27 protein-coding genes and 1 pseudogene are annotated in these 26,250 nt (G+C 71.2%); 11 read left to right on the forward strand and 17 right to left on the reverse strand.

Annotation, left to right across the window (positions count from 1 at the left end):
- Positions 1-272: 272 nt before the first annotated feature.
- Genes ABFX50_RS11820 through ABFX50_RS11830 form a run of 3 tightly spaced genes read right to left on the reverse strand, consistent with a single transcriptional unit; the run spans position 273 to position 2,424 of the window.
- Positions 273-1,202 (reverse strand): hypothetical protein, encoded by a 930-nt coding sequence (locus ABFX50_RS11820; protein ID WP_346145831.1) that lies wholly within the window; start codon positions 1,200-1,202, stop codon positions 273-275.
- Positions 1,199-2,020 (reverse strand): ATP-binding cassette domain-containing protein, encoded by an 822-nt coding sequence (locus ABFX50_RS11825; protein WP_183651621.1) that lies wholly within the window; start codon positions 2,018-2,020, stop codon positions 1,199-1,201. The genes ABFX50_RS11820 and ABFX50_RS11825 overlap by 4 nt, the downstream gene beginning before the upstream one ends.
- The gene (locus tag ABFX50_RS11830; protein ID WP_312895690.1) at positions 2,017-2,424 is read right to left on the reverse strand and encodes a GntR family transcriptional regulator; all 408 of its coding nucleotides are present in this window, start codon (positions 2,422-2,424) and stop codon (positions 2,017-2,019) included. Before ABFX50_RS11830 ends, ABFX50_RS11825 begins: the two co-directional genes overlap by 4 nt.
- A gap of 125 nt (positions 2,425-2,549) precedes the next feature.
- On the opposite strand from ABFX50_RS11830, the gene ABFX50_RS11835 reads away from it, so the two are divergent.
- Positions 2,550-2,681: a hypothetical protein gene (locus ABFX50_RS11835; protein WP_346145834.1), complete on the forward strand. Its 132-nt coding sequence runs from the start codon at positions 2,550-2,552 to the stop codon at positions 2,679-2,681.
- On the opposite strand, the gene ABFX50_RS11840 is transcribed toward ABFX50_RS11835, so the two are convergent.
- Positions 2,650-5,130, reverse strand: coding sequence for a GcvT family protein (locus ABFX50_RS11840; RefSeq protein WP_346145836.1), 2,481 nt, complete (start codon positions 5,128-5,130; stop codon positions 2,650-2,652). The genes ABFX50_RS11835 and ABFX50_RS11840 overlap by 32 nt on opposite strands.
- 57 nt (positions 5,131-5,187) lie before the next feature.
- Here ABFX50_RS11840 and ABFX50_RS11845 point away from each other — a divergent pair, with 57 nt between their 5' ends.
- From ABFX50_RS11845 to ABFX50_RS11860, 4 genes are all read left to right on the forward strand, one after another.
- Positions 5,188-6,072, forward strand: a complete 885-nt coding sequence (locus ABFX50_RS11845) for a phosphotransferase (RefSeq protein ID WP_346145837.1) — start codon at positions 5,188-5,190, stop codon at positions 6,070-6,072.
- A gap of 18 nt (positions 6,073-6,090) precedes the next feature.
- Positions 6,091-7,611: an amino acid permease gene (locus tag ABFX50_RS11850; RefSeq protein WP_346145839.1), complete on the forward strand. Its 1,521-nt coding sequence runs from the start codon at positions 6,091-6,093 to the stop codon at positions 7,609-7,611.
- A 62-nt stretch (positions 7,612-7,673) separates the two neighbouring features.
- Positions 7,674-7,901 carry a FitA-like ribbon-helix-helix domain-containing protein gene (locus ABFX50_RS11855; RefSeq protein ID WP_183651633.1) on the forward strand — a complete coding sequence of 76 codons (228 nt, stop codon included), beginning with the start codon at positions 7,674-7,676 and terminating at the stop codon, positions 7,899-7,901.
- Positions 7,898-8,284 carry a type II toxin-antitoxin system VapC family toxin gene (locus ABFX50_RS11860; protein ID WP_346145841.1) on the forward strand — a complete coding sequence of 129 codons (387 nt, stop codon included), beginning with the start codon at positions 7,898-7,900 and terminating at the stop codon, positions 8,282-8,284. The genes ABFX50_RS11855 and ABFX50_RS11860 overlap by 4 nt, the downstream gene beginning before the upstream one ends.
- Here the strand turns inward: ABFX50_RS11860 and lipB are convergent.
- The 3 genes from lipB to ABFX50_RS11875 all read right to left on the reverse strand — a co-directional run bounded on the left by lipB (position 8,281) and on the right by ABFX50_RS11875 (position 9,689).
- The gene (gene lipB / locus ABFX50_RS11865; protein ID WP_346145843.1) at positions 8,281-8,916 is read right to left on the reverse strand and encodes a lipoyl(octanoyl) transferase LipB; all 636 of its coding nucleotides are present in this window, start codon (positions 8,914-8,916) and stop codon (positions 8,281-8,283) included. The two genes, ABFX50_RS11860 and lipB, sit on opposite strands and share 4 nt — an antisense overlap.
- Positions 8,917-8,935: 19 nt before the next feature.
- Positions 8,936-9,118: a PspC domain-containing protein gene (locus ABFX50_RS11870; RefSeq protein ID WP_183651642.1), complete on the reverse strand. Its 183-nt coding sequence runs from the start codon at positions 9,116-9,118 to the stop codon at positions 8,936-8,938.
- A gap of 61 nt (positions 9,119-9,179) precedes the next feature.
- Positions 9,180-9,689, reverse strand: coding sequence for an HAD domain-containing protein (locus ABFX50_RS11875; RefSeq protein ID WP_183651645.1), 510 nt, complete (start codon positions 9,687-9,689; stop codon positions 9,180-9,182).
- Between the two features lie 45 nt (positions 9,690-9,734).
- Here ABFX50_RS11875 and ABFX50_RS11880 point away from each other — a divergent pair, with 45 nt between their 5' ends.
- Positions 9,735-10,301, forward strand: a complete 567-nt coding sequence (locus ABFX50_RS11880) for an LURP-one-related family protein (protein WP_346126601.1) — start codon at positions 9,735-9,737, stop codon at positions 10,299-10,301.
- 84 nt (positions 10,302-10,385) lie between these two features.
- On the opposite strand, the gene ABFX50_RS11885 is transcribed toward ABFX50_RS11880, so the two are convergent.
- The 6 genes from ABFX50_RS11885 to ABFX50_RS11910 are packed head-to-tail and all read right to left on the reverse strand — an operon-like array spanning position 10,386 to position 16,613.
- Positions 10,386-11,174 carry an ABC transporter ATP-binding protein gene (locus ABFX50_RS11885; RefSeq protein ID WP_346145846.1) on the reverse strand — a complete coding sequence of 263 codons (789 nt, stop codon included), beginning with the start codon at positions 11,172-11,174 and terminating at the stop codon, positions 10,386-10,388.
- Positions 11,168-12,127, reverse strand: a complete 960-nt coding sequence (locus tag ABFX50_RS11890; protein WP_346145848.1) for an ABC transporter ATP-binding protein — start codon at positions 12,125-12,127, stop codon at positions 11,168-11,170. The genes ABFX50_RS11885 and ABFX50_RS11890 overlap by 7 nt, the downstream gene beginning before the upstream one ends.
- Entirely contained in the window at positions 12,124-12,963 is an 840-nt protein-coding gene (locus ABFX50_RS11895) for an ABC transporter permease (protein WP_346145850.1), read from the reverse strand. The genes ABFX50_RS11890 and ABFX50_RS11895 overlap by 4 nt, the downstream gene beginning before the upstream one ends.
- The gene (locus ABFX50_RS11900; RefSeq protein ID WP_183651659.1) at positions 12,960-13,886 is read right to left on the reverse strand and encodes an ABC transporter permease; all 927 of its coding nucleotides are present in this window, start codon (positions 13,884-13,886) and stop codon (positions 12,960-12,962) included. Before ABFX50_RS11900 ends, ABFX50_RS11895 begins: the two co-directional genes overlap by 4 nt.
- Before the next feature lies 1 nt (position 13,887).
- A complete protein-coding gene (locus tag ABFX50_RS11905; RefSeq protein ID WP_346145852.1) occupies positions 13,888-15,495 on the reverse strand; it encodes an ABC transporter substrate-binding protein in 1,608 nt (535 codons plus the stop codon).
- Positions 15,492-16,613: a C45 family autoproteolytic acyltransferase/hydrolase gene (locus ABFX50_RS11910; RefSeq protein WP_346145854.1), complete on the reverse strand. Its 1,122-nt coding sequence runs from the start codon at positions 16,611-16,613 to the stop codon at positions 15,492-15,494. Before ABFX50_RS11910 ends, ABFX50_RS11905 begins: the two co-directional genes overlap by 4 nt.
- Positions 16,614-16,728: 115 nt before the next feature.
- Between ABFX50_RS11910 and ABFX50_RS11915 the strand changes: the two genes are divergently transcribed.
- Both ABFX50_RS11915 and ABFX50_RS11920 read left to right on the forward strand, forming a co-directional pair.
- Positions 16,729-17,613 carry a MurR/RpiR family transcriptional regulator gene (locus ABFX50_RS11915; RefSeq protein WP_346145856.1) on the forward strand — a complete coding sequence of 295 codons (885 nt, stop codon included), beginning with the start codon at positions 16,729-16,731 and terminating at the stop codon, positions 17,611-17,613.
- A 37-nt stretch (positions 17,614-17,650) separates the two neighbouring features.
- Entirely contained in the window at positions 17,651-18,475 is an 825-nt protein-coding gene (locus ABFX50_RS11920) for an undecaprenyl-diphosphate phosphatase (RefSeq protein WP_346145858.1), read from the forward strand.
- Here the strand turns inward: ABFX50_RS11920 and ABFX50_RS11925 are convergent.
- On the reverse strand, positions 18,438-18,794 hold the full coding sequence (locus ABFX50_RS11925; protein WP_346145860.1) for a hypothetical protein: 357 nt from the start codon (positions 18,792-18,794) through the stop codon (positions 18,438-18,440). The two genes, ABFX50_RS11920 and ABFX50_RS11925, sit on opposite strands and share 38 nt — an antisense overlap.
- A gap of 22 nt (positions 18,795-18,816) precedes the next feature.
- The gene (locus tag ABFX50_RS11930) at positions 18,817-19,962 is read right to left on the reverse strand and encodes an MFS transporter (RefSeq protein ID WP_183651669.1); all 1,146 of its coding nucleotides are present in this window, start codon (positions 19,960-19,962) and stop codon (positions 18,817-18,819) included.
- A gap of 65 nt (positions 19,963-20,027) precedes the next feature.
- Between ABFX50_RS11930 and ABFX50_RS11935 the strand changes: the two genes are divergently transcribed.
- The 3 genes and pseudogenes from ABFX50_RS11935 to ABFX50_RS11945 form a co-directional block, all read left to right on the forward strand.
- Positions 20,028-20,336, forward strand: coding sequence for an ArsR/SmtB family transcription factor (locus ABFX50_RS11935; protein ID WP_183651672.1), 309 nt, complete (start codon positions 20,028-20,030; stop codon positions 20,334-20,336).
- Entirely contained in the window at positions 20,336-22,825 is a 2,490-nt protein-coding gene (locus tag ABFX50_RS11940) for an ATP-dependent RNA helicase (protein ID WP_346145862.1), read from the forward strand. Before ABFX50_RS11935 ends, ABFX50_RS11940 begins: the two co-directional genes overlap by 1 nt.
- A 9-nt stretch (positions 22,826-22,834) precedes the next feature.
- Positions 22,835-23,641, forward strand: a pseudogene (locus ABFX50_RS11945) (helix-turn-helix domain-containing protein); the annotation flags it as partial.
- Positions 23,642-23,686: 45 nt separating this feature from the next.
- On the opposite strand, the gene ABFX50_RS11950 reads toward ABFX50_RS11945, so the two are convergent.
- Together ABFX50_RS11950 and ABFX50_RS11955 are read right to left on the reverse strand one after the other, a co-directional pair.
- Positions 23,687-25,075 carry an MFS transporter gene (locus tag ABFX50_RS11950; protein WP_346145864.1) on the reverse strand — a complete coding sequence of 463 codons (1,389 nt, stop codon included), beginning with the start codon at positions 25,073-25,075 and terminating at the stop codon, positions 23,687-23,689.
- An 84-nt stretch (positions 25,076-25,159) separates the two neighbouring features.
- Positions 25,160-26,239, reverse strand: a complete 1,080-nt coding sequence (locus ABFX50_RS11955) for an amidase family protein (protein WP_346145866.1) — start codon at positions 26,237-26,239, stop codon at positions 25,160-25,162.
- Positions 26,240-26,250: the final 11 nt, after the last annotated feature.

The raw sequence follows: 26,250 nt of genomic DNA on the forward strand, positions 1-26,250 counted from the left end.
AAACGGTTGCAACGTAACAAGATCCCCTGATGAGATCAAGGCTTGAAATACCGCAAACAATTTCAGATCATTACGAACGCGGCGTAGATCAATTTATCACCATAATGAGTGATAAATCCGATTCGCGCACCGCGTCCAAGGGGAAGGGGGTGGCACCGTGCAGCGCGGCGTCTCCTGGACCTGACCGGCGGCCCATCGCCACCGGTAACCACCTCGTACGGCTGGCCGACCGCCAGCCGTACTCGGACGCTTCCCAGGACGACGCGGCCCCCTCAAGAGGCCCTGCGGACAGCGCGGACGGTGACCAGCCCCAGCCCCGCGGCCCCGGCGAGCAGGATCGCCGCGTCGATGAGCTGGAAGCGCCAGAACCGGTCATGCCCGTGGAAGTAGACCACGTGCCGGTACCCCTTGCCGATCAGGCACTCCTCGTAGGCCGTCCGCGCGCTGTCGTTCCTCCCCGTGTCGACGCCGCGAGGGCACGCGCCAGGGGGCGTCTCGGCGATCTCCCGCCCTGCGGGGTCGAGCCACGCGTGCTCCACCAGCCGCACGTCCTGGCTCGTCACCGTGGTCTGGTCGGCCGTCACCACCCGGGACGGCGTGGCGTAGTGGTCGCTGAGGGTGAACAGCCCGAACGTCATGACCGCGAGCACGCCCACGACCACCGCCATCGCGGCCAGGGTGCGGCGCAGCACCGCCCCCGCCGCCGTCCCCAGCATGAACGCGAACAGCCACCAGGCCGCGGGCTCCACGCCGAGCATGTTGAAGATGCCGACGTTTCCGAAGGTGTCGGTGCGGAACCTCGGCCGCCACGCCGACACCATCGCCGACATGGCCAGCCCGCCCAGCGCGACCAGGCCGCCGAGCCCCACCAGCTTGACCGCGAGCCAGCGCCGCACCGGCACCGCCTGCGTCCAGACCAGCCGGTGGGTCCCTCTCTCGAACTCCCTGCCCAGCAGCGGCGCACCCCAGAACGCCCCGATCAGCGCGGGAGCCACGATCGGCAGCCATCCGAAGACGGTGTAGACGGCGTCGTAGCGCGCCCCCAGCGCCGCGTCGAGGTCGCCCTGCGCCAGGCCCGCGTTCGAGGCGACGAAGGCCGCCGCCTCCAGCCCTGACACCAGGAACATCAGCCCGAGCGCGGCCAGCAGCCCGAACGTCACCAGCAGCTGCCCCCTGTGCTGCCTCCAGGTCAGCCAGATCACGTCCGCACCCCCTCCAGCCTCGGCAGCGCGGCCGCCTCGGGGCTGCGCAGGTACGCCATCACCAGGTCGTCCAGGCTCACCGCCCGCACCCGCCAGCGCGGGTCGGCCACCGGCGCGCCGCGCACCAGCACCGTCTGCTCCTTGTCCGTACGGCTGCCGCCCACCACGTGCGCGTTCGGGGAGAGCCCGAGCGGCCCCGTCATCATCCTGTGCTCCGACAGCAGCTCGTCGATGTCGCCGCTGACCTGCACCCGCCCCTCGTTGAGCACGATCAGCCAGTCACAGGTGTCGACCAGGTCGGAGACCACGTGCGAGGAGATCACCACGCTCATCCCCGTCTCGGCGACCGCGCCCATGAGCGAGCGCATGACCTCGTGCCTGGCCAGCGGATCGAGGTTGGCGAGCGGCTCGTCGAGCACGAGCAGGTCGGGCCGCCTGGCCAGCGCGATCGTGAGCGCCACCTGCGCCTGCTGCCCGCCCGACAGCCTGCCGACCTTGCGGTCGAGCGGGATGCCGAGGCCGGCCAGGCGCTCGCGCGCGTACGAGTCGTCCCATCGGGTGTTGAGCCTGCGGCCGAGGGTGAGCATCTCGGCCACCCTGAAGCCGTCGTAGAGCGGCTTGTCCTGCGCCACGAAGGCGACCTCGCCCGCCGTCCTGACGGCGCCGCGCTCGGGGGTCAGCAGGCCGACGACCACGTGGAGGAAGGTCGTCTTGCCCGCGCCGTTGGGCCCGACCAGCGCGACCACCCTGCCGTCCGGCACGCGGACGGAGCAGTCGCGCAGCCTGCCGCCGATCTTCAGGCCGCTCGCCTCGATCATGCGCTCTCCTCACGGAAGGAGTCGGTGACGGCCGCGCCGAAGAGCGCGTGCAGGTCGTCCTGGTCGAGCCCCGCCTCACGCGCCTGCCCGATCCAGGACATCAGGGACCTGCGCAGCCGGGCGTGGTCGGCCAGGCCCGCGCCGCCGATCGAGCGCTCCACGAAGGTGCCCATGCCGGGACGGCCGATGACCAGGCCCTCGCGTTCGAGCTCGCGGTAGGCCTTGAGCACGGTGTTCGGGTTGATCGCCAGGCGCTCGACGACCTCCTTCGCGGTGGGCAGCTGATCGCCAGGACGCAGCGTGCCGAGGCGAAGAGCCTGCTTGACCTGGTGCACGAGCTGGAGGTACGTGGACACCCCCGACCCTCTGTCGAGATAGAAGTCGATCACTATCCGCCCTTTCACTATTCGAATAGTGAAAGAGTGATGGCTCAGGAAGTCAAATCGACGGCCAGCTCCCTGACCGAGCGCTTCAGCCGTTCGACGCCCAGGTGACGGACCAGCTCCCCGTCGAACGAGCCAAGGATGGTGTGGGCGAGGAAGTCCGCGTCGCGCCCGGGCCGTCCGTGGGCTGGCGGGGCTCGGGGGAGCGCGTCGGCGAGGCCGCCGACGCGCTCTTCGCGGGAAGGATCAGGGGGAAGATCGTGCTGGACGTGACCTGACGCGCTCGTGCCCGGGGTCGTACGGCGCGCGCTCCTCGACCCTGGCCTCCACCCACGTGCCGTCCACCCCCACCGTCACGTTCTCGGGGGCGCCGCGCAGATAGGCGTAGGCGATCGAGGCGTCCACCCTGTGGCCGTAGCCGCCGCTGGTCACCCTGCTCGCCGGCGCGCCGTCGACCCTGACGGGCTCGCCACCCAGGCACACCCGCCGAGGGTCGTCGAGCACCAGGCACCGCAGCGTCCGCTCGGGCTCGCGCGTGAGCGCCTCCTTGCCGAGGAAGTCCTTGCCCTCGTGGACGGCGAAGCCCAGCCCCGCCTCGTACGGCGTGGTCTCGGGGGTGATGTCCAGCCCCCAGACGCGATAGCCCTTCTCCAGGCGCATCGAGTCGATGGCCCGGTAGCCGCCCGGCCGCATGCCGTACGGCAGGCCCGCCTCCACGAGCGCGTCCCACAGGGTGAGGCCGTACTCCGCGGGGCAGTAGAGCTCCCAGCCGTACTCGCCCACGAACGTCACCCGCTGCGCCAGCACCGGCACGTGGGCGACGGCGATCTGCCTGGCCTGGAGGTAGGGGAAGCCCAGGTCGTCGTCGGACAGCCGCTCCAGGATCGCGGGCGCCTCGGGGCCCCACAGGCAGTAGCAGGCGTACGCGGAGGTGACGTCCATGACGTCGAGGCCGTGACGGCGCAGCCATGCGGCGTCGTGTGTGCCGTACGCGGTGCCGGTGACCAGGCGGAAGCGGTCCTCCGCGAGGCGGGTGACGGTGAGGTCGGCCTCGATGCCGCCCCTATGGTTGAGCAGCTGGGTGTAGACGACCGCGCCGACCTTCCTGTCGATCTGCCCCGCGCACAGGTGCTGGAGGGTCTCGAGCGCCTTCGGACCCGAGACCTCCAGCTTGGCGAACGAGGTCTGGTCGAACAGCCCCGCCGCGTCGCGGGTGGCCAGGCACTCCTCCCGTACGGCGGGCGACCACACCCGCCCAGCCCAGCCCAGCGGCCTGCCGTCCTTGCCTCTGTCCCTTTCCGCGACCGCGGCGGCAGGCTTGGCGGGCGGGGCGTCGAAGTCGAACCAGTTCACCCGCTCCCATCCGGCCTTCTCGCCGAACGAGGCGCGCAGGTCGGCGTGCCTGGGCCAGGCGGGCGAGCGGCGCAACGGCCTCGCGGCGGTGCGCTCCTCTCCCGGATAGACGATGTCGTAGTACTTCGAGTAGGAGTCGAGCGCCTTCGTCCTCGCCCAGCGTCCCGAGCCCGCGTAGCCGCCGAAGCGGCGCACGTCCATCCCGAACAGGTCGTACTCGGGCACGCCCTCGACGATCCACTCGGCCATCACCTTGCCGACGCCGCCGGCCGCCGCCAGCCCGTGCACGCAGAAGCCCGCCGCGACCCAGAACCCCCGCACGGCCGTCTCGCCCAGCAGGAACTCGCCGTCGGGGGTGAACGCCTCGGGCCCGTGCACGATCTTCGACACCTGTGACTCGTCGAAGTCGTCCGTGGTGCGCTTGGCGAGGACCGGCAGCCGGTGCCGCGCCGACGCCCACGACTCCCCGAACTTGGGCAGGTTCGGCTCGAACAGCCGCCTCGGCTCGGCCAGCGGGTCGGCGACGTCCCAGACCTCGGGGCTGCGGATGTAGCCGCCGACCAGGATGCCGCCGTCCTGCTCGCGGAAGTAGACGATGTTGTCGGGGTCGCGCACGGTCGGCGTGGAGGCGGGGATGTCGGCCGGGTGGGTCACGACGTACTGGTGCTTGATGGGGACGATCGGCACGTCCACCCCCGCCAGCGCGCCCACCCTGCCGGCCGCCGCTCCCGCGCAGTTCACCACGGTCTCTGCGGTGATCGTCCACTCCTGCGCCTCGGCCCCGGCCAGGCGGACGGCGTGGACGGCCCCGTCGGCGACGTCGATCCCGGTGACCCGCACCCCCGTCACGATGCGCACGCCGAGCTTGGCCGCCCCCGCCGCCAGCGCCCTGGCCAGCGACGCGGGATCGAGCCAGCCGTCGCCAGGCAGCCACAGCGAGGCGAGGATGTCCTCGTCGTTGAGCATCGGCATCAGGTCGTTGGTCTGCCGCCCCGACAGCAGCGACATCTCCAGCCCGTACGTCTCGGCCGCCCCCGCCTGCCGTACCAGCTCCTCCACCCTGGCGGGTGTGGTCGCGAGGCGCAGGCCGCCCACCCCGTGCCATCCGGGGTCGAGCCCCGTCAGCTCCGCGAGCTCGGCGTAGAGACCCGCCGAGTACATGATCATGCGGGTCTGGGTGACGGTGGAGCGGAGCTGTCCGACGAACCCCGCCGAGTGCCACGTGGTGCCCTCGGTCAGTTCGTGCTGCTCGACGAGCACGACGTCTCGCCAGCCGAGACGGGCCAGGTGGTAGGCCACACTGCAGCCCGCCACACCCCCGCCGATCACTATCGCCTGTGCCGAATCGGGTATTCCCATGATCGAAGAAGTCATGTAACACCTTGCCCGCAGGATCGGAATGGTCTAAATGTAGGCCAAAGGGAGTCGCGCATGCCAGACGTGATCGAGTTGGTCTCCGACTGGGCCGGGCGGCCGGTCAGGCAGACGCCCATCAAGGGCGGCCTCAGCCATCTGATCGCCAGGGTCGAGACCGGGGACGGCGAACGATGGCTGTTGCGCGTCCTCGACCCCGCCGTGTGCTCGGCCGGGCTGGGCATCCCGATGGAGCAGGAGATCGAGAACACCATCCGCGCCGCGGACACCGGTGTAGGGCCGAAGGTGATCCACCACTTCCCCGAGGTCCACGCCCTGCTCATCGAGTATCTCGACGGCGTCACCCTCAACGCCGCACAGGTGCCGCGCCATCTGGACGCGATCGCCACGGCTTGCCGCACGCTCCACGCAGGCCCCCGCTTCGTCAACGACTTCTCGATCTTCGACAAGCTCCGCGACTTCCGCCGCCTCTGCCGTACGAACGGGCTGGCCATCCCGCCCGGCTATGACGACATCCTTCCCACCGTGGCCGACATCGAGCGGGCCATGCCGGCGGTTCCCACCGTTCCGTGCCACAACGATCTGCTTGCCGAGAACTTCATCGCCCAGGGCGACGAGATCCGCATCGTCGACTACCAGCTCTCCGGCAACAACGACCCCGCCTTCGAGCTCGGCGACATCGCCGCGGAGGCGGACCTGGACCCCGACCAGACCGCGCGCCTGGCCAGGGCCTATTTCGCCACAGGCGAGCACGACTCGCGCGTGCGTCTCTTCCACATCATGTCGAACGTGACCTGGACGCTGTGGTTCTCCGTCCACCACGGCCTGCTCGACAGGCAGGCCGACTTCGACTACGCGGCCGAGGCCGCGGGGAAGTTCGCGCGAGCCGTACGAGACCTGGACGGCGTCGGCCGTCTGATCGACGACGTCCGGAGGCACTGACACCCCCCAAGGAGACCCATGACCTTAGACGAGGATTCCAGGCGGCTCGCCGAGCTCGGATACAAGCAGGAGCTCTCGAGGACCTGGAGCGGCTTCTCCAACTTCGCCATCTCCTTCTCCATCATCTCGATCCTGGCCGGCTGCTTCACCACCTTCGGCCAGGCCTGGAACAACGGCGGGCCCATCGCCATCTCCTGGGGCTGGCCGCTGATCTCCGCCTTCATCCTGATCATCGGCTTCTGCATGTCGGAGCTGGTCTCCGCCTTTCCCACGGCGGGCGGCATCTACTGGTGGGCCGCCACGATGGGCAAGCCGATCCACGGCTGGTTCACCGGCTGGCTCAACCTCATCGGGCTCATCGCCGTGACCGCCTCCGTCGACTACGGCTGCGCGACCTTCCTCAACATCACCCTCAACCGCCTCACGGGCGGAGCGTGGGAGGGCACGCTCTCCCAGGCGTTCGGGCTGTTCGTCGTCGTCCTGGTGCTGCACGCGCTGATCAACGTCTTCAGCCACAGCCTCATCTCGCTGCTGCAGAACGTCTCGGTCTGGTGGCACGTCGCGGGGGCGGCGATCATCGTGGCCATCCTGGTCTTCGCGCCGAGCGAGCACCAGACGCTCGGCTTCGTGTTCACCGAGACGATCAACAACTCGGGCTTCTCCGACTCCTCGTTCTGGTTCTACGTGCTGCCGCTGGGCTTCCTGCTCACGCAGTACACGATCACCGGCTTCGACGCCTGCGCGCACGTCTCCGAGGAGACGCAGGGCGCGGCCATGTCCGCGGCCAAGGGCCTGTGGCGCTCGATCTTCTACTCGGCCATCGGCGGCTGGATCCTGCTGCTGGCCTTCCTGTTCGCCGCCACGAACGTCGACGAGATCAACAAGCAGTTCGGCTTCGTCGGCGCGATCTTCGACACCGCGCTGCCCGCGAACCTCGCCACCGCGATCTTCGCCATCTCGACGATCGGCCAGTTCTTCTGCGGGATGAGCTGCGTGACGTCGATGTCGCGCATGATGTACGCCTTCTCCCGCGACGGCGCGGTGCCCGGCTGGAGGCTGTGGTCGCGCGTCAACCGCAACAGGACCCCGGTCAACGCCATCGTCGCAGGGTGCGCGGTGGCGGGCCTGATCACGCTGCCCGCGCTCTACGCCCCCGCGGGGCTCGGCACGCCCATCGCCTTCTACGCGGTGGTCTCGATCGCGGTGATCGGCCTCTACCTGGCCTTCCTCATCCCGATCTGGCTGCGGCTGCGCATGGGCGACCGCTTCGTGCCCGGCCCGTGGACGCTGGGCCCGAAGTACAAGGTGCTGGCCTGGATCGCCATCATCGAGATCGCGATCATCTCGGTGTACTTCATCATGCCGCTGTCGCCCGCGGGGATTCCCGGCAGCGCCGACTTCACCTGGACGGCCGTGAACTACGCGCCGCTAGCGGTGGGCGGGGTGCTGCTCGGCATCGCCCTGTGGTGGACGCTGTCGGCCAGGAAGTGGTTCACCGGCCCGCGCCGCACCGTCGACGTCGACGAGACCATCGGCTGAGCCAACGGGGGTACGGCAGGCATGCCGTACCCCCGTGCTTGCATCTTGCTAGCATGGAGCACGTGGCCACTCTCTACATTCGCGACGTCCCCGAGGCCGTTGCCGAATCCCTCAAGGAACGGGCGGCGGAAGCCGGAATGTCCCTGTCCGCCTACGTCGCCAGGGAGCTTGCCGATCTCGCCGCTCGACCGACCAACGCCGAGATCGTCAACCGCTTGAAGTCGCGAGACCGTAGCGACGGCCCCTCGACGGCCGACATCCTCGAAGCCGTCGCGGAGGGCAGGCGGTGATCGTCATCGACTCGTCGGCAATGGTCGCCGCCCTCACCGGCCGCGAAGCCGACGTTGAGCTCCTCGACGCTCTTCAGGGCAGCATCCACGCCCCTCACCTCCTGGACGTCGAGGTCCTCTCCACGCTGCGGGGGCTCGCACTGGGGGGAAAGCTCTCGCAAGCCTCTGCCGAACAGGCTCGCATCGACTACCTCGCCCTGAACATCTCCCGCTACGAGATCAAGGGACTAGCGGAGCGGGTGTGGGAGTTGCGGCATAACTACACCGCCCATGACGCCTGCTATCTCGCGCTCGCCGAGGCCCTGGAAGCGCCACTGATCACCTGCGACGGAAAGCTCGCAGGCAGTGCCCACGACGCCGACGTACGGGTGTTTCCGCGCTAGGAGGCCTGGAAGGCCTTCGCCACGACCGCGCGGACCTCGTCCATGTCGGCCGAGCCGCGCTCGCGCAGCAGCGAGGTCATGTCGGCCTCCGGCATGCCGCAGGGGATCGCCCAGTGCCACGGCTCGAGGTCGCCGTCGACGTTGAGGGCGAAGCCGTGGCTGGTGACGCCGCGCGACTGGCGCATGCCGATGGAGACGATCTTGCGACCCGTCTCGACCGTCCAGACGCCGGTGAGCAGTTCGGACCCGGGTGGCGTGTCGCGGCGCTCGGCGGACAGGCCGAGCGCGGCCAGCGCCTCGACCAGGCGCAGCTCCACCTCGCGGACGTAGTCGACGATCCCTTCGTCATCCCCCAGCTTGACGATGAGGTAGCCGACCAGCTGCCCTGGCCCGTGGTAGGTGAGCTGACCGCCCCTGCCCGTCTCCACCACGGGGATGCCGCGGGTGGGGTCGGGCAGGTGGTGCAGCGGTGTGCGCCTGCCGACGGTGAAGACCGAGGGGTGGCTGAGCAGCCACAACGTGTCGGGCCGCGCATCGCGTTGGCGTTCTGCGACCAGATCGGCCATGCGTTCCATGGCCTTCTCGTAGTCGACGAGTTCGTCCTGGATGAGCGTCAGCGACCGTTCCCTCATGCTTCGAGCATAGAACCCGTCAGTGACGCTGAGGGCCGTTGGGCATGATGACCCAGAGGACGACGTAGAGGATCCAGAGCGGGCCTGGGATCAGCGAGAGCAGCAGCCACACGATCCTGACGAGGGTGGGCGGCAGGCCCAGCCGGTCGGCGATTCCGCCGCAGACCCCTGCGATGATTCGGTGTTCTCTCGAGCGGTGCATCGAGCTCCTCCGTGTGGTGTCGATTCACCTTGTTCAACGGCTCTGCCCCGGATGGGCGTTCCTATCCGCGACCCTGATTGAACCCTGACAGGGTCAGCCATCTCTCGGCCAGCGCCAGATGTCGTGGGGTCAGGCCCCTGCGTGGCTCCACCGGGATCAGCAGGAACTCGTCGACACCCTGATGTCCCCTGAGGTACTCCTCGTCGGCCACCCACAGGTGGTCGTCGAACCAGACGAACGGCCTGCCGTCCACGTAGTCGGCGACGCAGGGCGTCTTGAACGACTCGCCCCGCTCGCTCGGTCCTCGGGGGGTCATCGGCACCACGGGCAGTTCGGGCAGTCCGAGGCGGGGCGCGATCCACTCGTTGGCGTTGTGCTCCCATGTGGTCGCCCAGACCAGCTCGGAGCCTGTCTTCAGGGCCAGCTCCATCAGCCTGGCCCCGTGGCGGAGGTTGAGGTGGACGGTGTAGGAGTCGGGGCCGATCGTGCACTCGTAACGTCTGAAGTCGGGGCTCGCGCGGCTGAAGGGGTTCAGCACGCCGTCGACGTCCACCAGCAGGAGTGGCTTCACCCAGCCAGACTAGTGACCATGGTGTGGGGCTCTATGGTGCTTTGCATGGATCTGCACTCCCTCCAGAACCAGCAACGCCTGCTGGTCCGCCAGAAAGTCACCATGATGGTGAACCGATATGTCGCCCACGCCGAGAACCCCGACGGGTCGGAAGGCCCGATGGTGGCCTTCGCCGAGCAGAAGCGGATGACGCTCAAGGAGCAGGTCACCCTCTACACCGACGAGTCCAGGAGCCAGGTGCTCGCCTCCTTCAAGGCGCGCAACATCATCGACCTCGGCAGCGGCTACGACGTCTTCGACGGGGAGGGGCGGCCGATCGGGGTCTTCCGCAAGGACTTCGGCCAGTCGCTGATCCGCTCCACCTGGCACCTCGACCAGCCCGGCCTGCCCACGGTCACCGGGCAGGAGCGCAGCATGCTGGTCAGCGTGCTGCGCAGGTTCGTCGACTCCCTCTCGTGGCTGCCCTACCACTTCGACTTCGGCGAGGTCTTCTCCGTGGTCAAGAAGTGGGGGCTGCGCGACCGCTACGTCGTCGACATCCGCGACCCCAGGACCGACCGGCGGCTGGTGATCGCCATGGCGGTCGCGCTCGACGCCCTTCAGTCCCGCTGACCGTCCTGCGGACGGCGGGCACCCGGCCGCGCTCGCCCTCCGCCACGCGGGCACGCCCCGGACGGCGCCGACCTCGCCGACCGGCTATGACGTCGCGGGCATGCCCTTCCTGATGACGGCGACCTGGGCAGGATCCCAGCCTGGCTGCGGCACCGAGGCCAGCAGCAGCCGGGTGTAGGGGTGTTCGGGCTCCTCGAGCACCCGGGCGACGGGGCCGCTCTCGACCACCCTGCCCCTGTGCAGCACCAGCGTGTCGTCGCACAGGTGCCTGACGACGGCCAGGTCGTGGCTGACGAACAGCAGCGCCACCCCCGACTCGCGGCGGACCTCGGCCAGCAGGTCGAGGATCTGGGCCTGGATGGAGACGTCGAGCGCGGCCACCGCCTCGTCGAGCACCAGCACCGAGGGCTCGACGGCCAGCGCCCTGGCGATGGCGAGCCGCTGGCGCTGCCCACCGCTGAGCTGGTGGGGCCGTGCGCCCGCCTCGCGGCTGCCCAGCCCGACTTGGTCGAGCAGGGCCGCCGCGCGCGAACGGTCCTTGCCGTGCAGCCTGAGCACCGCGTGCAGGCACTCGGTGGCGCTGAGCCGGGGGTCGAGGGAGACATAGGGGTCCTGGAAGACCATCTGGATCTCGCGGGCCCTGCGCAGCCGCGCCGTACGGCCCCGCTCGCGCAGCTCCCTGACCCGCCCGTCGACGGTGACGGTGCCCGAGTCGGGTGTGACCAGGCCGACGAGCATGCGGGCCACGGTCGTCTTGCCCGACCCCGACTCCCCGACCAGCCCCAGTGCACCGCCGCTGGGCAGGGAGAAGGAGACGTCGTCCGCGGCGACCGTGCCGGGGTAGGTCTTGCGCAGCCTCTCGACGGTCAGCATGCGGGCGCCTCCTCCTTGATCAGATGACAGGCCGCCGAGCCGCCCTCGACCGCCACGCTCGGCGGAGGCGAGGAGGCGCAGGCCGCCACGGCGTGCGCGCACCTGGGCGCGAAGGGGCAGCCGGCGAAGGCGTCGTCGAGCGAGGGCGGCCTGCCGGGAATCGGTTTGATCGGCCGGGGGTCGCCCAGCTCGGGGGTGCAGGCCAGCAGCCCTGCCGTGTAGGGGTGGCGGGGATCGGCGAACAGCGCGGACGCGGGCCGCGACTCCACCACGGTTCCGGCGTAGAGCACGTAGATCCGGTCGCAGTAGGCGGCGGCCAGGTGCAGGTCGTGGGTGATGAACAGCATGCCGAGCTCGCGCTCGGCCTGCACGCCGCGCAGCAGCGCCAGCGTCTCGGCCTGGGTGGTGACGTCGAGCGCGCTGGTGGCCTCGTCGGCCAGCAGCAGCGCGGGGTCGGCCGCCAGGGCCGCGGCGATCACCACCCGCTGGAGCATGCCGCCGGACAGCTCGTGCGGGTACTGCCGCATGCGCAGCTCGGGGTCGCGCATGCCGACGGCGGCCAGCAGTTCGAGCGCCCGCCCGCGCGCCTCCTTCCTGCCGCGGCCCAGGGTGTGGACCATGCGCTCGGTGAGGAAGTCACCGATCCTGCGCACCGGGTTCAGCGACGAGCGCGGATCCTGGTAGATCATCGACACCGTGGCGGCCCGTAGCGAGCGCAGCCCCCCGTCGTCGAGCGAGAGCACGTCCTGGCCCTCGACCAGCACCTGGCCGCGCGCCGCCGCGTTCTGCGGAAGCAACCTGAGCACCGCGCGGGCGATCGTGGACTTGCCCGAGCCCGACTCGCCGACCAGCCCGACGACCTCACCGCGAGCCACGCTCAACGCCACGTCGCGCAGGATCGGCCGGTTGCCGCCCGCCTCGATCGTGAGATTCCTGATCTCCAGCAGCATCATGGTCTCCTCGCGGCCAGCCGGTCAGCGAGCCTGACCCCGATCACGTTGAACGACACGACGACCAGCGCGATCGCCGCGCCGGGGACGAGCACGGGCAGGAAGGCGCCCTGCACCATCGCCGCCTGCCCCTCCTTGACCATCAGGCCCCAGTCGGAGGAGGGCGGCTGCGCGCCGAAGCCCAGGAAGCTCAGCGTGGCCAGGCTCATCAGCCCCTCGCCGAACAGCACGACGAGGTAGCCGACGATCGCGCGGGCCATGTTGGGCACCAGGTAGCGCACGCAGATCGTGAACCCGCTCATGCCCTGCACCCGGTAGGCGTCGATGTACGGCTTGGCGCACTCGGTGATGGCGATCGCCCTGGTGTACTTGGCGATCGTCGGCGTGTAGGCCAGGCCGAGCGCGACGACCGCCGTGGTGACGCCGTTGCCGAAGACCGCCACGACCAGCACCACGAACAGCAGCCCGGGGAAGGCGTACATCACGTCGGTCACCCGCGAGACCAGCGCGTCGACCCAGCCGCGCCACCAGGCGGCCGCGGTGCCGAGCGCGACGCCGAGCACCGAGGCGATGGCCAGCAGCGCGAGCGGGCCGATCAGCGAGGTCTGCGCGCCGTACAGGATTCTGGAGAGCAGGTCGCGGCCCGACTGGTCGGCTCCGAGCGGGTGCGCGGGCGACATCGGGGACAGCGTCGCGGCGAAGTCGACGGCGTCGGGCGCGTACGGCGCGGCCACGGGCGCCAGCGCCGCCCCCGCCACGACGAGCACCAGGAAGGCGGCGGCGAGCTGGAAGCCCAGCGGTCGCCTGGCCGCGGGCATGGTGGTCGCGACAAGGGTCATGACCTGCTCCTCGCTCGCGGGTCGATCAGCGGCTGGACGAGCTCGACCAGCGTGGTGACCGCGATGTAGGCGGTGACCATGAGCAGCAGCACCGCCTGGGTCACGGGGAAGTCGTGGGTGTTGATCGCACCCACCAGCAGCGTGCCGACGCCGCTCAGCTGGAAGGCGCTCTCGACGGTCACCGTGCCCGCGAGCAGGCCCGCGGTGACCAGGCCGCACATCGTGACGATGGGCCCGAGCGCGCCGCGGAAGACGTGGCGGACCACGATCAGCCGCTCGGACAGCCCCGAGGCGCGGGCGACGGTGACGTGGTCGAGTTCGCGCTGCTCGACCATCGCCTGGCGGGTCACCCTGCTGATGATGGCGAGCGCGCCGAGCGCCAGCGTGATCGCCGGCAGCGTGAGGTGCCACAGGGACCCTCCGCCGCCGACGGGGAACCAGCCGAGCTGCACGCCGAACAGCGAGATCAGCGCGGTGGCCGCCACGAACGGCGGCACCGAGGTGGCGAACGTGGTGCCGGCCACGACCGCCGCGTCGGTGCGGCCGCCGCGCACGGCGGCCAGCACGCCGAGCGCGACGCCGAACACCACGAACAGCACCGCCGCGTAGGCCACCAGGCCGAGCGTGGTCGGCACCCTGGCCGTCAGCAGGTCGCCCACCTGGTCGTTGTACTTCAGCGAGCGGCCGAGGTCGCCGGTGACCGCGTCGCCGAGCCACCTGAGGTACTGCACGAGGAAGGGGTCGTCCAGGTGGTACTGCGCCCTGATCGCCGCGAGGTACTCGGGGGTGAGGTTCTCCTTGCCGCCCGCCAGGAACGTGACGGGATCGCCGGGGGCGGCGTAGGCGGCCCCGAAGATCACGAACGACGTGGCCAGCAAGGTCGCCACCAGGCCCGCCACCTTGCGGGCCACGCGTGTCACCATGTCAGCCCTTCGCCCCCAGGTCGACGGCCCACGGGTAGCCGAAGTACGTCATGGAGGCGGGCGGGCCCGTCACCTTGCCGCCGAGCACGACCGTGGAGGGCACCTCGACCAGCGAGATCCACACCATGTCGGAGGTGAAGCGCTGCTGCAGCTCGATCACCTGCCTGGCGCGGGCCGCCGCGTCGGTCGTCTCCAGCGCCTTGGCCACCAGCGCGTCGTACTCGGGCGAGCTGAAGCCGACCCAGTTGTTCGACGAGCCGCTCAGGCCGTTGTCGTAGAAGCCGATGGGGTCGTTCTTGGTGATGTACCAGTCGTCGGGCACCAGGTCGACCTGTGCCCGCTTGTCCTTGTCGGTGTAGAAGGTGCCGAACTCGGAGCCGGGGATCGTCTTGATCTCCGCCTTGAGCCCGATCTTCGTGGCCGCGTCGACGACCGCGTTGGCGATCACCGAGCGGGCCTGGTCGCCGTCGGAGGCGACGACGATCGGGGTCTGCGGTGCGCCCGCCTCCTGCACGAGCTTCTTGGCCGCCTCGAGGTCGGGCGCGGCGGGCGCGCCCTGGAGCTGGTCGTAGGCGCTCTGGAAGCTCTGCTTCTCGTAGGACCATGCGCCCGCGCCGACGGGCACCTTCCACGGCCTGGCCAGCCCGGCGAAGCCCGACTTGGCGATGCCCGCCCTGTCGACGGCCAGCGAGAGCGCCCTGCGGATCTTCGCGTCCTTGAGGACGCCCCGATCGGTGGGCAGCAGCACGAACACCCTGGTCGTCGGTCCGTAGGCGACGTTGACCGCCGGGTTCTTCGCCAGCGCGACGGCGGGGCCCGTCTCCGCCAGGTAGGCGCCGTCGGCCGCTCCCGTGGTGAGGCTGTTGACCATGGCGCCGTCGTCGGCCCACCTGAAGGTGACGGCCTTGGTCAGCGGCTTGACGTCCTTGTTCCAGTAGCCGTCGAAGCGGTCGATCGTGATCTCGGTGCCCGACTTCCACTCGGCGAGCCTGTAGGGCCCCGAGCAGGCGTCGGGGTGGCCGGGCGTGCCGTAGTCCTTGCCGAGCCCGTCGACGACCTTCTTGTTGAGCACGATGCCCGCGTCGCCGGCCATCGCCTGGATGAACAGCGCGTTGGCCTTCTTGAAGGTGACCTTGACCTGGTCGTCGCCGACCTTGGCGACGGCGTCGACGTCCTCGAACTCGTCGGACTCGTTCATCCCCTCACCGGCGTGCCGCTGGAGGCTCCACACGACGTCGTCGGCCGTCAGCGGGGTGCCGTCGTGGAAGGTGACGCCCTTCCTGATCGTGAACACGAGGGTCTTGGGGTCGGGCTGCTCGGCCTTCTCCGCCAGCCATGGCTTGATCGTCATGTCGGGCTGGGTCTGCATGAGGCGCTCGCAGACGTTGGCCATGATCGTGCGGTTGGGCGTGCCGCCGTCGCTGTCGAGGTCGAGGGTGCCAGGCTCCTCGCCCAGCAGCCATGTGGCCTTCTCCAGCGCGCCCTTGGCCTTGGGTGTCTGGTCGACCAGGGTCAGCTTGGCCACGTCGGGCGCCTTCGTCGTGGCCGCGGGTGCGCCACAGGCGGCGGTGACGCCGATCAGGCCCACGAGGGCGAGAATCTTCTTCACAGGGTGTCTCCGTCGTAGAGGTTCCATGGGACGCGCTCGTACTCGTGGTCGCAGGGCGTGCCCGCAGCGATCAGGTAGTCGCCCGTGGTGAGGTCGACGCAGCTCGACAGCAGGGTGGCCCACCGCTTCACGGCGGGCTGGCCCTCATCGGGGTGGGTGCACAGCGACTCGGGGTGGCCGAGGTGGTCGGACATCGCGGTGTGGATGAGCTTGCGCGCCTCGTCGCGACCCGAGGCGTGCCGTACGGCCCGCAGCCCCGCCTCCGCGCGCGGCACCCGGTAGAGGGAGTCGGCCGAGCCCGGCCTGTAGGTGGCGGCCAGCTGCGGCGGCATGAACGCCTGGTAGTGGTTGCCGTGGACGAGCAGCCCCTCGGCCGGGTACATCCAGCCCACCGCGCCGGGCGTCGTCTCCAGGTCGATGGCGAAGCCGTCGCGGTGGGTGACCAGCGCGTTGCTGGCGATGTGGGCGCGTGACTTCGTCAGAGCCTCGAGCGCGGCGTTGAGGTTGTCGCTGTCGAGCACGCGCCGCCTGACGAGCGTCTGCGGCACCCCCACGGAGTCGTCGAACCTGCCGCCGAGCCCGTTGGCGTTGAGCGCGATGCCCGCCGAGTTGGCCCCCTGCCGCCCGACCTGCCCCGCCTCGACGTGCATGATGACCGTCGGCCTGCCCGGCTGGACCACGCGCAGGACCATGACGGTGTCGGCGACGCCGTTGCGCCAGTCCCAGTTCTGGCCCGCGTAGACGTGGCCGTCGCCCGACGCCTCGGGCAGCAGGGCGAAGGAGGTGCAGCCGTCGGGCTCCATCGAGCCGAAAGTGCTGTCGTAGATGATCTCGCCGCGCGCGTTGAGCGCCAGGATGTCGAGGAAGGAGAGGCCCGCGCCCTCGGCGATGCCCTCCATCTCCTCCACCAGCTCGGGGGCGAAGGCCCTGGACGGCGCGACCCAGCGCCCCGCTCGCTGCGTGACCTGCTCCCAGGTGAGGCCGCTGGAATGGGCGAACGCCTCCGCGTAGTAGGCCAGCGCCCTCTCGATCAGCTCGCGCGTCTGCTCGCCGTACTGGCGGCCGCGTTCTCGCGGTGCGCCCGAGATCTCGACGAGGGGCAGAGAGGTGAGGCTCAATGGTGCTCCTTGGACCTGGCAGGCCATGTAATGTGCGTTCCAGAGACCGCAGAACTCTGTAACGCGGGTTTCTGAAGCCAGGGTAATGAGCGTTACGCAGGAGTCAATAGCCGTAATGGAAAATTCACAGAGTCCGATCGAGCAGCTCAGAGCGGTGGTCCGGCGGGTGTGGGAGGAGCTGTCCCCCGCCGAGCGCGCGGTCTGCCACTACCTGATCTCCGCGGCGCCCGAGCAGATCCTCTTCGCCAGTGCCGCCGAGCTCGGCGCCGCCACGGGCACCAGCAACGCCACCGTGATCAGGACCATGCAGCGGCTCGGCTTCGGCGGCCTGCCCGGTCTCAAGCGGGCGCTGGCGGCCGAGTTCAGCTCGGCCGTCGCCCCCGACATACGGCTGCAGCAGCGCATCAGCCACGTCGGCCACGACCTGTCCGACATCTGGGCGAGGGTCTTCGACGAGGCCTTCGAGCGCATCGAGCACTGCAAGCGCCTGTTCGACCAGGAGGCCTTCACCCGCGCGGTCTCCGTCGTGGCGGCCGCGGGCTCGGTGCTCGTCTACGGCGCGGGGGCCTCCGAGCCCGCCGCCCGCCATCTGGCGCTCAAGCTCGGCCGCCGCGGCCACCGCGCCCGGCCCAGCTCGGCGACCGGCTTCGCGCTGGCCGACGAGCTGCTCTGGCTCGGGCACGGCGACGCCGTGGTCATCTTCCAGCCGGGGCGGCGGCTGCGCGAGATCGAGGTGCTGATCGACAGGGCCCGCGCGGTCGGCGCGGGCGTCGTGCTGGTCTCCGACGAGCTGGGCGCGGCTTTCTCCGGCAGCGTCGAGGCGGTCCTTTCGGCGCCCCACACCCCCACCGGCATCACCGCCGAGCCGCTGACCGGCATGATCGTGGCCGACGCCCTGCTCCTGGCCATCGACTCCCTCGACGAGAACCGATCCGTGGAGTATTCACACCAGTTGACCGCTCTGCGCGAGCAGCTCCGGGGCCCCCGAAAGGTCCAGTAGCCTCACCTCGTCGTCTTTTCAACGGAAGGTGCGTCTCGTGATCGGCTGGTTCGAAGCGGTGGTCCTCGGGTTGCTCCAAGGGCTCACGGAGTTCCTGCCGATCTCGTCGAGCGCGCACATCAGGGTCGTCTCGGCCTTCTTCGGCTGGGACGACCCCGGAGCCGCGTTCACGGCCGTCATCCAGCTCGGCACCGAGGCCGCGGTCCTCATCTACTTCCGCAAGGAGCTCTGGGAGATCATCTCCACCTGGACCCGCTCCCTGTGGACACCCTCGCTGCGCGGCGCCTTCCCCGCGCGCATGGGCTGGTACGTGATCGTCGGCACGCTGCCCATCGCCATCCTCGGGCTCACGTTCAAGGACCAGATCGAGACCGTCTTCCGCGACCTGCGCCTGATCGGCACCACGCTGATCGTCTTCGGCGTCATCCTGTGGATCGCCGACCGCACCGCCCGCACCAAGCTGACGCTCGAGAAGCACCTGTCCTTCACCCACGCCCTGCTCTTCGGCCTGGCGCAGTCGCTCGCGCTCATCCCCGGCGTCTCCCGCTCCGGCGGCACGATCACCGCGGGACTGCTGCTCGACTACCGGCGCGAGGAGGCCGCGAAGTACTCCTTCCTGCTGGCCATCCCCGCGGTGCTCGCGTCGGGTGCGCTGGAGCTGTTCGAGATCGGCGGCCACGGCACCCCCGACTGGGGCCCGACCATCCTGGCCACGGTCATCTCGTTCGTGGTGGGCTACGCGGCGGTGGCCTGGTTCCTGAAGTACATCAGCACGCACAGGTTCACCGGCTTCGTGATCTACCGCATCCTGCTGGGCGTCTTCGTCATCGCCGCGGTGTCGTTGGGCTGGATCCCAGCGTGACCCTGCTCGCCAGGCAGAAGATCACCGCGAACAGGGCCCACGCGGCCACGTAGGCCACCGGCTCCCCCACCATCTGCCGCCCCTCGAAGTAGACGACCAGGCCGACGACGGCGCCGGGGATCGCGCCCCACCAGCGCCGCCACCACACCTCGTGCACGACGACCTCGAACGCCACCAGGGCGATCGGCCCGAACAGCAGCATCTTCGTGTTCAGCTGCTGGGGCAGGAAGTGGTCGAGCGCCATCACCGCCACCGCCGACAGCGTCGTCAGCAGCACCACTGCGCCGAACGGGGCGGGCTCCTCACGTGGATCGGTCACGCTCTCATTCTGGGCAGGAGCCTCACACGGCGACATCCGTCTTTGGTCTACGCGTGACGGCCGGGTAGGTGGCCATCGTGAACAGCAGCGTCACCACGCCGAGGGCGCTGGCCAGCACGATCACGCCCGTCCTGCCGTACCACTCGAGGGCGAGCCCTCCGGCGATGCCCGCCACGAACAGTCCCAGATACTGGCTCGAGGCCAGCAGCCCGAGCCCGACCGGGACGTTGCCCGGCACCGCGGCGACCGTCCTGTACTGCTGCGAGGGACCGATCAACCAGCCGAGCGCACCCCAGACGAAGGCCCACACGAGGGCGACGCCGAGGTTGAGGTTGGCCACAGGGAGCAGGGCCATCAGCACGGTCGCCCCCGCGATGCCGAGGAAGACCATGCGGCGGGGACCGTAGGCGTCGGTGAGGCGTCCGCCGACCGCGTTGCCGACCACGCCGCCGACCCCCCACGCCCACAGCACCGCGGCCAGCGGCAGATCGATCAGCGAGCCGAGGTAGGTGTAGGCGCTGAAGCCTCCTGCGAAGATCAGCAGCTGCGTCAGCAGGACGGCCAGCACACCGCGGTCGGCCAGCGGCGTGAAGCGATCCCTGATCCTGGTGGAGGCGGGCAGGCGCACGTCGGGAACCACCAGGGCGACGGCGGCGAACCCGACGGCGGCCAGGCCGACCACCAGCCACAGCGCCGAGCGCCATCCCGCCACGTCGCCCATCCAGGTGCCGAGCGGGACGCCGATCGCCGAGGCCACGGTCAGCCCGCCCATCACCAGCGCGAGCGCGCGGCCCCGCCGTTCGGGGCCGACCAGGGCGGTGGCGACGGCGGAGGCCACAGGGGTGACCATCGCCGCGCCCGCCGCGGCGATCACCCTGGTGCCCAGCATGAGGCCGAAGGTGGGCGAGAGCGCCGTCAGCGCGTTGCCGGCGGCGAGCACGCCGAGGCCGATGAGCAGCAGCCGCCGCTTGGACAGCTTCGCGGTCAACGCCGCCAGCACGGGTGAGAGCAGGGCGTAGGCCAGGGCGAAGACGGTCATGAGCTGGCCGGCGGCCGACGGCGAGATGCCCAGGTCGCCCGCGATCGGCAGGACCAGCCCCGCCGTGACGAACATGCCGGTGCCCACGGCGAAGTTCCCAAGGGCCAGGGCGTAGAGCTTGGGGGTCATGAGGACAAAACTCGCCTATTGTTGGACTGTTGTCAAACTTTCAAATCGAGAGGCAGGCTGGAGAGATGCGCGTGTTCCCCCAACCGGCGACCGAAGACATCCAGCTCACCGAGGTGCTGCACGCGCTCTCGGATCCGGCGCGCCTCGAGGTCGTCACCCGCCTGGCGGTGGAGCGGGAGCTCACGTGCAGAGGGGTCGGCGACGAGATCGGACTGCACAAGTCGACGATGTCCCACCACTACCGGGTGCTGCGCGAGTCGGGGGTCGTCTCGAGCCGTCAGGAGGGCAGGCAGAAGTTCATGACGCTGCGCAGGGACGACCTCGACGCCCGCTTCCCCGGCCTGCTCGACTCGATCCTCGGCGCCACGCTCTGATGCTGCCCATCCACGCGGCCCTGCCGGACCTGATCGGCGCGCTGGAGAAGGGCGGCTGCGCCGTCCTGACCGCTCCGCCCGGCACCGGCAAGACGACCGTGGTCCCGCTCGCGCTGGCCGATGCGGGGCTGCGCGTCGTGGTCGCCGAGCCCAGGCGGCTGGCCGTACGGGCCGCCGCGCACCGGATGGACGTCGGCTACACCATCAGGGGCGAGCGCCGCACGGGGGCCAGGAAGGGCGTGGAGGTCGTCACCACGGGCGTGCTCCTGCAGCGCCTCCAGCGCGATCAGGAGCTTCCCGGCGTCGACGTGGTGATGATCGACGAGTGCCACGAGCGGCACCTCGACGCCGACACCGCGCTGGCGTTCCTGCTGGACGTCCGCGAGACGCTCAGGCCCGACCTGCGCCTGGTGGCCGCCTCCGCGACCGCCGACACCGCGCCGTGGTCGCGGCTGCTCGGCGACGCCCCCGTGGTCTCCGCCTCCGGCGTCACCCACCCCGTCGAGATCGTCTGGGCGCCGCCCGCCCGTCCTGTCGCGCCGCCGCACGGCCTGCGCGTCGATCCCGCGCTGCTGGCCCACGTCGCCGACGTCGTACGGCGGGCGCTGGCCGCCCACGAGGGCGACGTGCTGTGCTTCCTGCCGGGAGTCGGCGAGATCACCAGGGTCGCGGGGATGCTGCAGGACCTCAACGTCCTCCAGGTGCACGGCCAGGCCCCCGCCCGCGTCCAGGACGCCGTGCTCAGGCCCTCCCCCACGCGCAGGGTCGTGCTCGCCACCTCCGTCGCCGAGTCGAGCCTCACCGTGCCCGGCGTCCGCGTGGTGGTGGACTCGGGGCTGGCGAGGGAGCCGAGGACCGACCACGCCAGAGGGCTCGGCTCGCTGACCACCGTGCACGTCTCGCGGGCCTCCGCCGACCAGCGGGCGGGACGGGCAGGACGCGAAGGCCCCGGCACCGTCTACCGGTGCTGGACGGCCGCCGCCCACGCCCGCCTCGCGCCGCACGCGCCCCCCGAGATCGCGCTGGCCGACCTGACGGGGTTCGCGCTGCAGGCGGCCTGCTGGGGCGCGCCAGGCGCCACCGGCCTCGCGCTCCTCGACCCGCCCCCTCGCGCCGCGATGTCCGCCGCCACCCGCACACTGCTCACCCTCGGCGCCCTCACCCCTGTCTCCGCCACCCCTGCCACCGCCGCCCCGGCACCCGAGGCGCCTTCCGGGAGGGCAGCCTCTCCGGCAGGAAACGCGGGCTCTCCCGCCGAGGAGGCCTTCGGTGCGGGAGGCGGGCCCGCGGGCGACGACGTGACAGCGGTGCGGGTGACCGGGAGGGGGCGGCGGATGGCGCTCGCCGGGGTGCATCCCCGCCTGGCCAGAGCCCTCATCGACGGCGGCCCCCGTGCCGCCGAGGTCGTCGCGCTCCTGTCCGAGCAGCTGCCCCGCGACGCGGGCGACGACCTCGTCGAGATCTGGCGCAGAGCCAGGCGCGACAACGACCCCCGCTGGCTCCGCGAGGTCAGACGCCTGACCAAGGAGCCCGTCAAGGGGCCTGACGACGCCGCCGCCGGGCTGGCCGTCGCGATGGCCTTCCCCGAACGCGTGGCCCGCAGGAGGGGCGGCGGCTACCTCATGGCCTCGGGCACCCAGGCCCAGCTCCCTGAGGGCTCCAGGCTCGCCACCGCCGAATGGCTGGCCATCGCCGTCGCCGACCGTCCCACCGGCGCCGCCTCCGCCAGGATCAGGCAGGCCGTCGTCATCGACGAGCCGACCGCCAGGCTGGCCGTGCCGGTGACCGTACGCGAGGAGGTCGCCTGGCGCGTGCCGCCGGGCGAGCGGCGCGGCGACGTCTCCGCCCGCGTGATCGAGCGCCTGGGCGCCATCGAGCTGTCGGCGGCCTCGCTGAGGAACGCCGACGTCCGCGCGGCCCTGCTGGAAGGGCTGCGCACCGAGGAGATCCTCACCTGGACCCGCGAGGCCGTCGCGCTCAGGGACAGGATGGCCTTCTGCCACCGCGCCATCGGCGAGCCCTGGCCCTCCATGGACGACCTGATCGGCCTGGCCGACCGGTGGCTCGAGCCGGAGCTGTCCAGGGCCCGCCGCCGCGCCGACCTCGAACGACTCGACGTGGTGGCGGCCCTCAAGCGCCTCGTCCCGTGGAGCCGGCGGCTGGAGGACGACGCGCCCTCGCATCTGGAGGTGCCGAGCGGCTCGCGGATCCGCATCGACTACTCGGGCGAGCAGCCGGTGCTGGCCGTCAAGCTGCAGGAGCTGTTCGGCTGGCAGGAGGCCCCGCGCATCGCGGGCGTCCCTCTGCTGATCCACCTGCTCTCGCCCGCGGGCCGTCCCGCGGCCGTGACCGCGGACCTGGCCTCGTTCTGGCGCGAGGGCTACCGCTCGGTCCGCGCCGAGCTGAGGGGCCGCTATCCCAGGCACCCGTGGCCTGAGGACCCGCTCACCGCGCCCCCGACCCGCCGGGCCAAACCCCGCCAGCGCTAGAAGAGAGGCATGTATCCAAGCTCCGCCCTCGGCGAGTTCCTGCGTTCGCGCCGCGCGAGGGTGACCCCCCAAGCGCTGGGCCTGCCGGAAGGCGTCAGGCACCGCAGGGTCCCCGGCCTGCGCCGCGAGGAGCTGGCCCCGCTCGCCGGTGTCAGCGTCGGCTACTACACCCGTCTGGAGCAGGGCCAGAGCCCCAACGTGTCGGCCGAGGTGCTCGACGCCATCGCCCGCGTGCTCGACCTCGACGACGACGAGCTGGCCCACCTGCACCGCCTGGCCCGCGCGGCGGCCTCGGGTCCCAGGAGGGCCGCGCCCGAGCGGCTGCGCCAGTGGATCAGGCTGATGGTGGAGTCCATGACCGAGGTACCGGCATGGGCGGTGGGCCGCAGGGGCGACGTCCTGGCCTGGAACCGCCTCGCCCACGCCCTCTTCGCGCCGCACTGGGAGTTCGAGGGCCCCGAGCTGCCGAACTTCGTCCGCATGGACTTCCTCGACCAGGAGTTCACCCGCGGCCTCTACGCCGACTGGACGCAGAAGGCGCGCGACGACGTCGCCTACCTGCACGGCTCACTCGGCCGCTTCCCCGGCGACGAGGGCCTGACCGCCCTGGTCGACGAGCTGCTCGAGCTCAGCCCCGACTTCGCGCGCCTGTGGACCGAGCACCCTGTCAGCAACTGCGCCTCCATCGCGCGCGACCACCTGCATCCCGAGCACGGCGTCCTGTCGCTCACCGCCGAGTTCCTCCGCACGCCCGACGACGAGGGCCAGGGCGTCACGCTCTTCCAGCCGGCCCCCGGCTCTCCCTCCGCCGCCCGCCTCCGCGCCCTCGCCGCCGAGCTGACCCGCTCAGGCTCGATCCGCTCAGGCCGTCACGGGCCGGTCGGCGGGGCGGGCGAGCACCAGCGGAGCCGCGAGAGCGCCCAGCAGCGCGACCGCCCCCGCCACCAGGAAGGCCGCGTGCAGTCCGCCGAGCGTCGCCAGTGACGCCGGGGCCTCGGGCGCGAGCGCGGCCGAGCGGGCGGCGGCGACGGCGGTCAGCCCCGCCACGCCGATCGCCCCCACGAACGTGGGCATCTGCGCCAGGCTCCCCGCCACCCCCTGATCGTCGTCGGAGAGCCCCGAGGTGATCGTCGTGATGGTGGCCACCACCGCGAGCACGTGCCCGAACCCCATCGCGGCCGACGTCGCGAGCAACACTCCAACGCCACCGCTGACCGGCAGGAACGCCATCGCGGCCGTTCCCACGGCCTGGACGGCCAGCCCCGCGGCGAGCACCCGAACGGTGCCGATCGTGGACATCAGCCGGGCCGCGACGGCCCCCGCCGCCAACGCCGCGACGCCCTCCCCGAGGAAGCCCAGCCCCGTCTGCAGCGCCGAATACCCCAGGACGTCCTGCATGTGGATGCTGAGCAGCAACGTCGCCCCTCCGCACATCCCGAACGTGACGAGGCCGAGCGCCATCCCCCACTTCACCGTCGTACGGCGCAGCAGCCCGAGCGGCACGAGCGGGGCGACATGCCTGCCCTCGGCCACCAGGAACAGGCCGAGGAGCACGACAGAGGCCCCCACGGAGAGCCACGAGCCCGCCGAGATGCCGTAGACGAGCGCGAACAGCCCTGCGCTCGCCAGGACGGCGCCCGGCACGTCGAGCCTGGCGAGGCTCCTGCTCTCGCTCTCCCGTACGACGCTCACCGCGCCGAGCAGCACGAGGGCGCCGATGGCCATGAGGAGCAGCATCGTCCATCGCCAGTTCAGCCCCGAGGTGATGAGGCCGCCACCGATCGTGCCGATCACGAAGCCGAGGGAGAGCAGCGCGCCGTTCACCCCCATGGCCCTGGCCCTCCTCGGCCCCTCGGGGAAGGCAGAGGTCATCAGCGCGAGCGCGGTCGGGCCGATCATGGCCGCGGCCACGCCCTGCCCCGCCCTCGCGGCGACCAGCACGCCGGGGAGCTCGGCGAGCGCCGCCACCAGGGAGAAGGCCATGAAGGCGACCACTCCTGCCATGAACAGCCTTCGCCGTCCCACGACGTCGGAGGCCCTGCCGAACAGCGGCATCAACGCCGCCGTGGGCAGCAGGCAGGCCGTCACCACCCACTGCAGCCCCGAAGCGGTGGCGAAGCCGAGGTCCCTGCCGATCGCGGGCAGCGCCACGGTGATGATCGAGTAGTCGAGTCCTGTCATGAAGGTGGCGCCGCACAGCGTGGTGAGGACCAGCCGGCCGCGGGCGCCCAGTGAGGTGTCGTCCGTCATGCCGGCCAGCGTGGTGCGGACGCGATCGGCCGACCAGCGCCCTGCTGGAGGTACACCTGTCAGGTGCAGGCTGCCGTCCGGGGGTCAGGCGAGTTGGGCGGCGAGCAGCAGCAGGTGCGGCTCGGAGCCCGGAGGAGCGACGAGTTGCACGCCCCCGGGGCGGGCGCCGAAGGGCAGGGAGAGCGCGGGCCAGCCCGACAGGTTCCACGGAGCCGCGACGGCGATGTCGCGCAGGCGTGTCCTGCCCTCGGGCAGGGGAAGGGCGGCGAGCGCGGGCACGATCAGCACGTCGGCGTCGCCGAACCACTGGTCGGCGCCGTAGTCGCGCCAGCGCTCGCGACGACGGCGTCCCGGCCTGCCGTCCCTTTCTGGCGCGCGGCCAGGGGAGCGCCCGCCGGCGATCGTGGCGAGGACGAGGGAGGAGGGCAGCCTGGCGGGATGGTCGACGACCGTGTGCCCCGCCTCCCGCAGGCGTTCGGCTGCCGCCACGACCGCCGCCCCGAAGCCGGCTCGCACCCCGAGCCCTCGAGGCAGCGGCTGGGGAGCGGCGGCGACGCGCAGCCCCGAGCGCCTGGGCGGGACGCCACGGGGCGGCCTGAGCAGCCAGTCGTCGTCCTCGAAGTCGGGAAGGCCCCACTGCCCTGCGGGGCCGGGATCGCGCCAGGCCGAGGCCAGCTCGGGCTCGCCCGCGAGCACCGACAGCACCAGCGCCAGGTCCTCGGCCGTGCGGGCGAGGGGAGCCCACTCCCGCCACTCGCCGGTGGCCTCGGGGATCACTCCCCTTCCCGGCTTGAGCGCGAGCACCCCGTGACAGGCGGCCCGGATGCGCAGCGAGCCGAACTCGTCGCTCCCGAGCGCGAGCGGCACCAGCCCCGCCGCCACGTCCTCCGCGCAGGGCCGCCCCGTCTCGACGAGCAGCGCGCCCGCCGCCCGCAGCCTCGCGTGCGCGGGCCGCTCCCCGGCCGACGAGACGGCCACGGGCACCCCCGCCAGCGGCAGCTCATCGAGATCGGCCCTCTTCTGTACGGCACGCGCCTCGTCGGCCAGGCGCTCGCCGTCCGCGCCGACCGCGCGGAGAAGGTCGTCGGCGATCGCGGCGGCCGTGGCCTCCCCCTGGCGTACGGCCTCCGCGATCTCGATCGCGGACCTGCCTGCCCACACCATGAACCGATTCT

The organism is Nonomuraea recticatena (assembly GCF_039533245.1).
In the GTDB taxonomy this organism is placed as follows: domain Bacteria; phylum Actinomycetota; class Actinomycetes; order Streptosporangiales; family Streptosporangiaceae; genus Nonomuraea; species Nonomuraea roseola.

Bases quoted from the DNA above. Each gene is read 5' to 3' on its own strand.
- ABFX50_RS11885 (WP_346145846.1), bottom strand. From the start codon at position 11,174: ATGCTGACCGTCGAGAGGCTGCGCAAGACCTACCCCGGCACGGTCGCC.
- ABFX50_RS11930 (WP_183651669.1), bottom strand. From the start codon at position 19,962: ATGACCCCCAAGCTCTACGCCCTGGCCCTTGGGAACTTCGCCGTGGGC.
- ABFX50_RS11850 (WP_346145839.1), top strand. From the start codon at position 6,091: ATGACCTTAGACGAGGATTCCAGGCGGCTCGCCGAGCTCGGATACAAG.
- ABFX50_RS11870 (WP_183651642.1), bottom strand. From the start codon at position 9,118: ATGCACCGCTCGAGAGAACACCGAATCATCGCAGGGGTCTGCGGCGGA.
- ABFX50_RS11950 (WP_346145864.1), bottom strand. From the start codon at position 25,075: ATGACGGACGACACCTCACTGGGCGCCCGCGGCCGGCTGGTCCTCACC.
- ABFX50_RS11955 (WP_346145866.1), bottom strand. From the start codon at position 26,239: ATGGTGTGGGCAGGCAGGTCCGCGATCGAGATCGCGGAGGCCGTACGC.
- ABFX50_RS11935 (WP_183651672.1), top strand. From the start codon at position 20,028: ATGCGCGTGTTCCCCCAACCGGCGACCGAAGACATCCAGCTCACCGAG.
- ABFX50_RS11940 (WP_346145862.1), top strand. From the start codon at position 20,336: ATGCTGCCCATCCACGCGGCCCTGCCGGACCTGATCGGCGCGCTGGAG.
- ABFX50_RS11840 (WP_346145836.1), bottom strand. From the start codon at position 5,130: ATGACTTCTTCGATCATGGGAATACCCGATTCGGCACAGGCGATAGTG.
- ABFX50_RS11845 (WP_346145837.1), top strand. From the start codon at position 5,188: ATGCCAGACGTGATCGAGTTGGTCTCCGACTGGGCCGGGCGGCCGGTC.
- ABFX50_RS11915 (WP_346145856.1), top strand. From the start codon at position 16,729: ATGGAAAATTCACAGAGTCCGATCGAGCAGCTCAGAGCGGTGGTCCGG.
- ABFX50_RS11890 (WP_346145848.1), bottom strand. From the start codon at position 12,127: ATGATGCTGCTGGAGATCAGGAATCTCACGATCGAGGCGGGCGGCAAC.
- ABFX50_RS11900 (WP_183651659.1), bottom strand. From the start codon at position 13,886: ATGGTGACACGCGTGGCCCGCAAGGTGGCGGGCCTGGTGGCGACCTTG.
- ABFX50_RS11825 (WP_183651621.1), bottom strand. From the start codon at position 2,020: ATGATCGAGGCGAGCGGCCTGAAGATCGGCGGCAGGCTGCGCGACTGC.
- lipB (WP_346145843.1), bottom strand. From the start codon at position 8,916: ATGAGGGAACGGTCGCTGACGCTCATCCAGGACGAACTCGTCGACTAC.
- ABFX50_RS11880 (WP_346126601.1), top strand. From the start codon at position 9,735: ATGGATCTGCACTCCCTCCAGAACCAGCAACGCCTGCTGGTCCGCCAG.
- ABFX50_RS11895 (WP_346145850.1), bottom strand. From the start codon at position 12,963: ATGACCCTTGTCGCGACCACCATGCCCGCGGCCAGGCGACCGCTGGGC.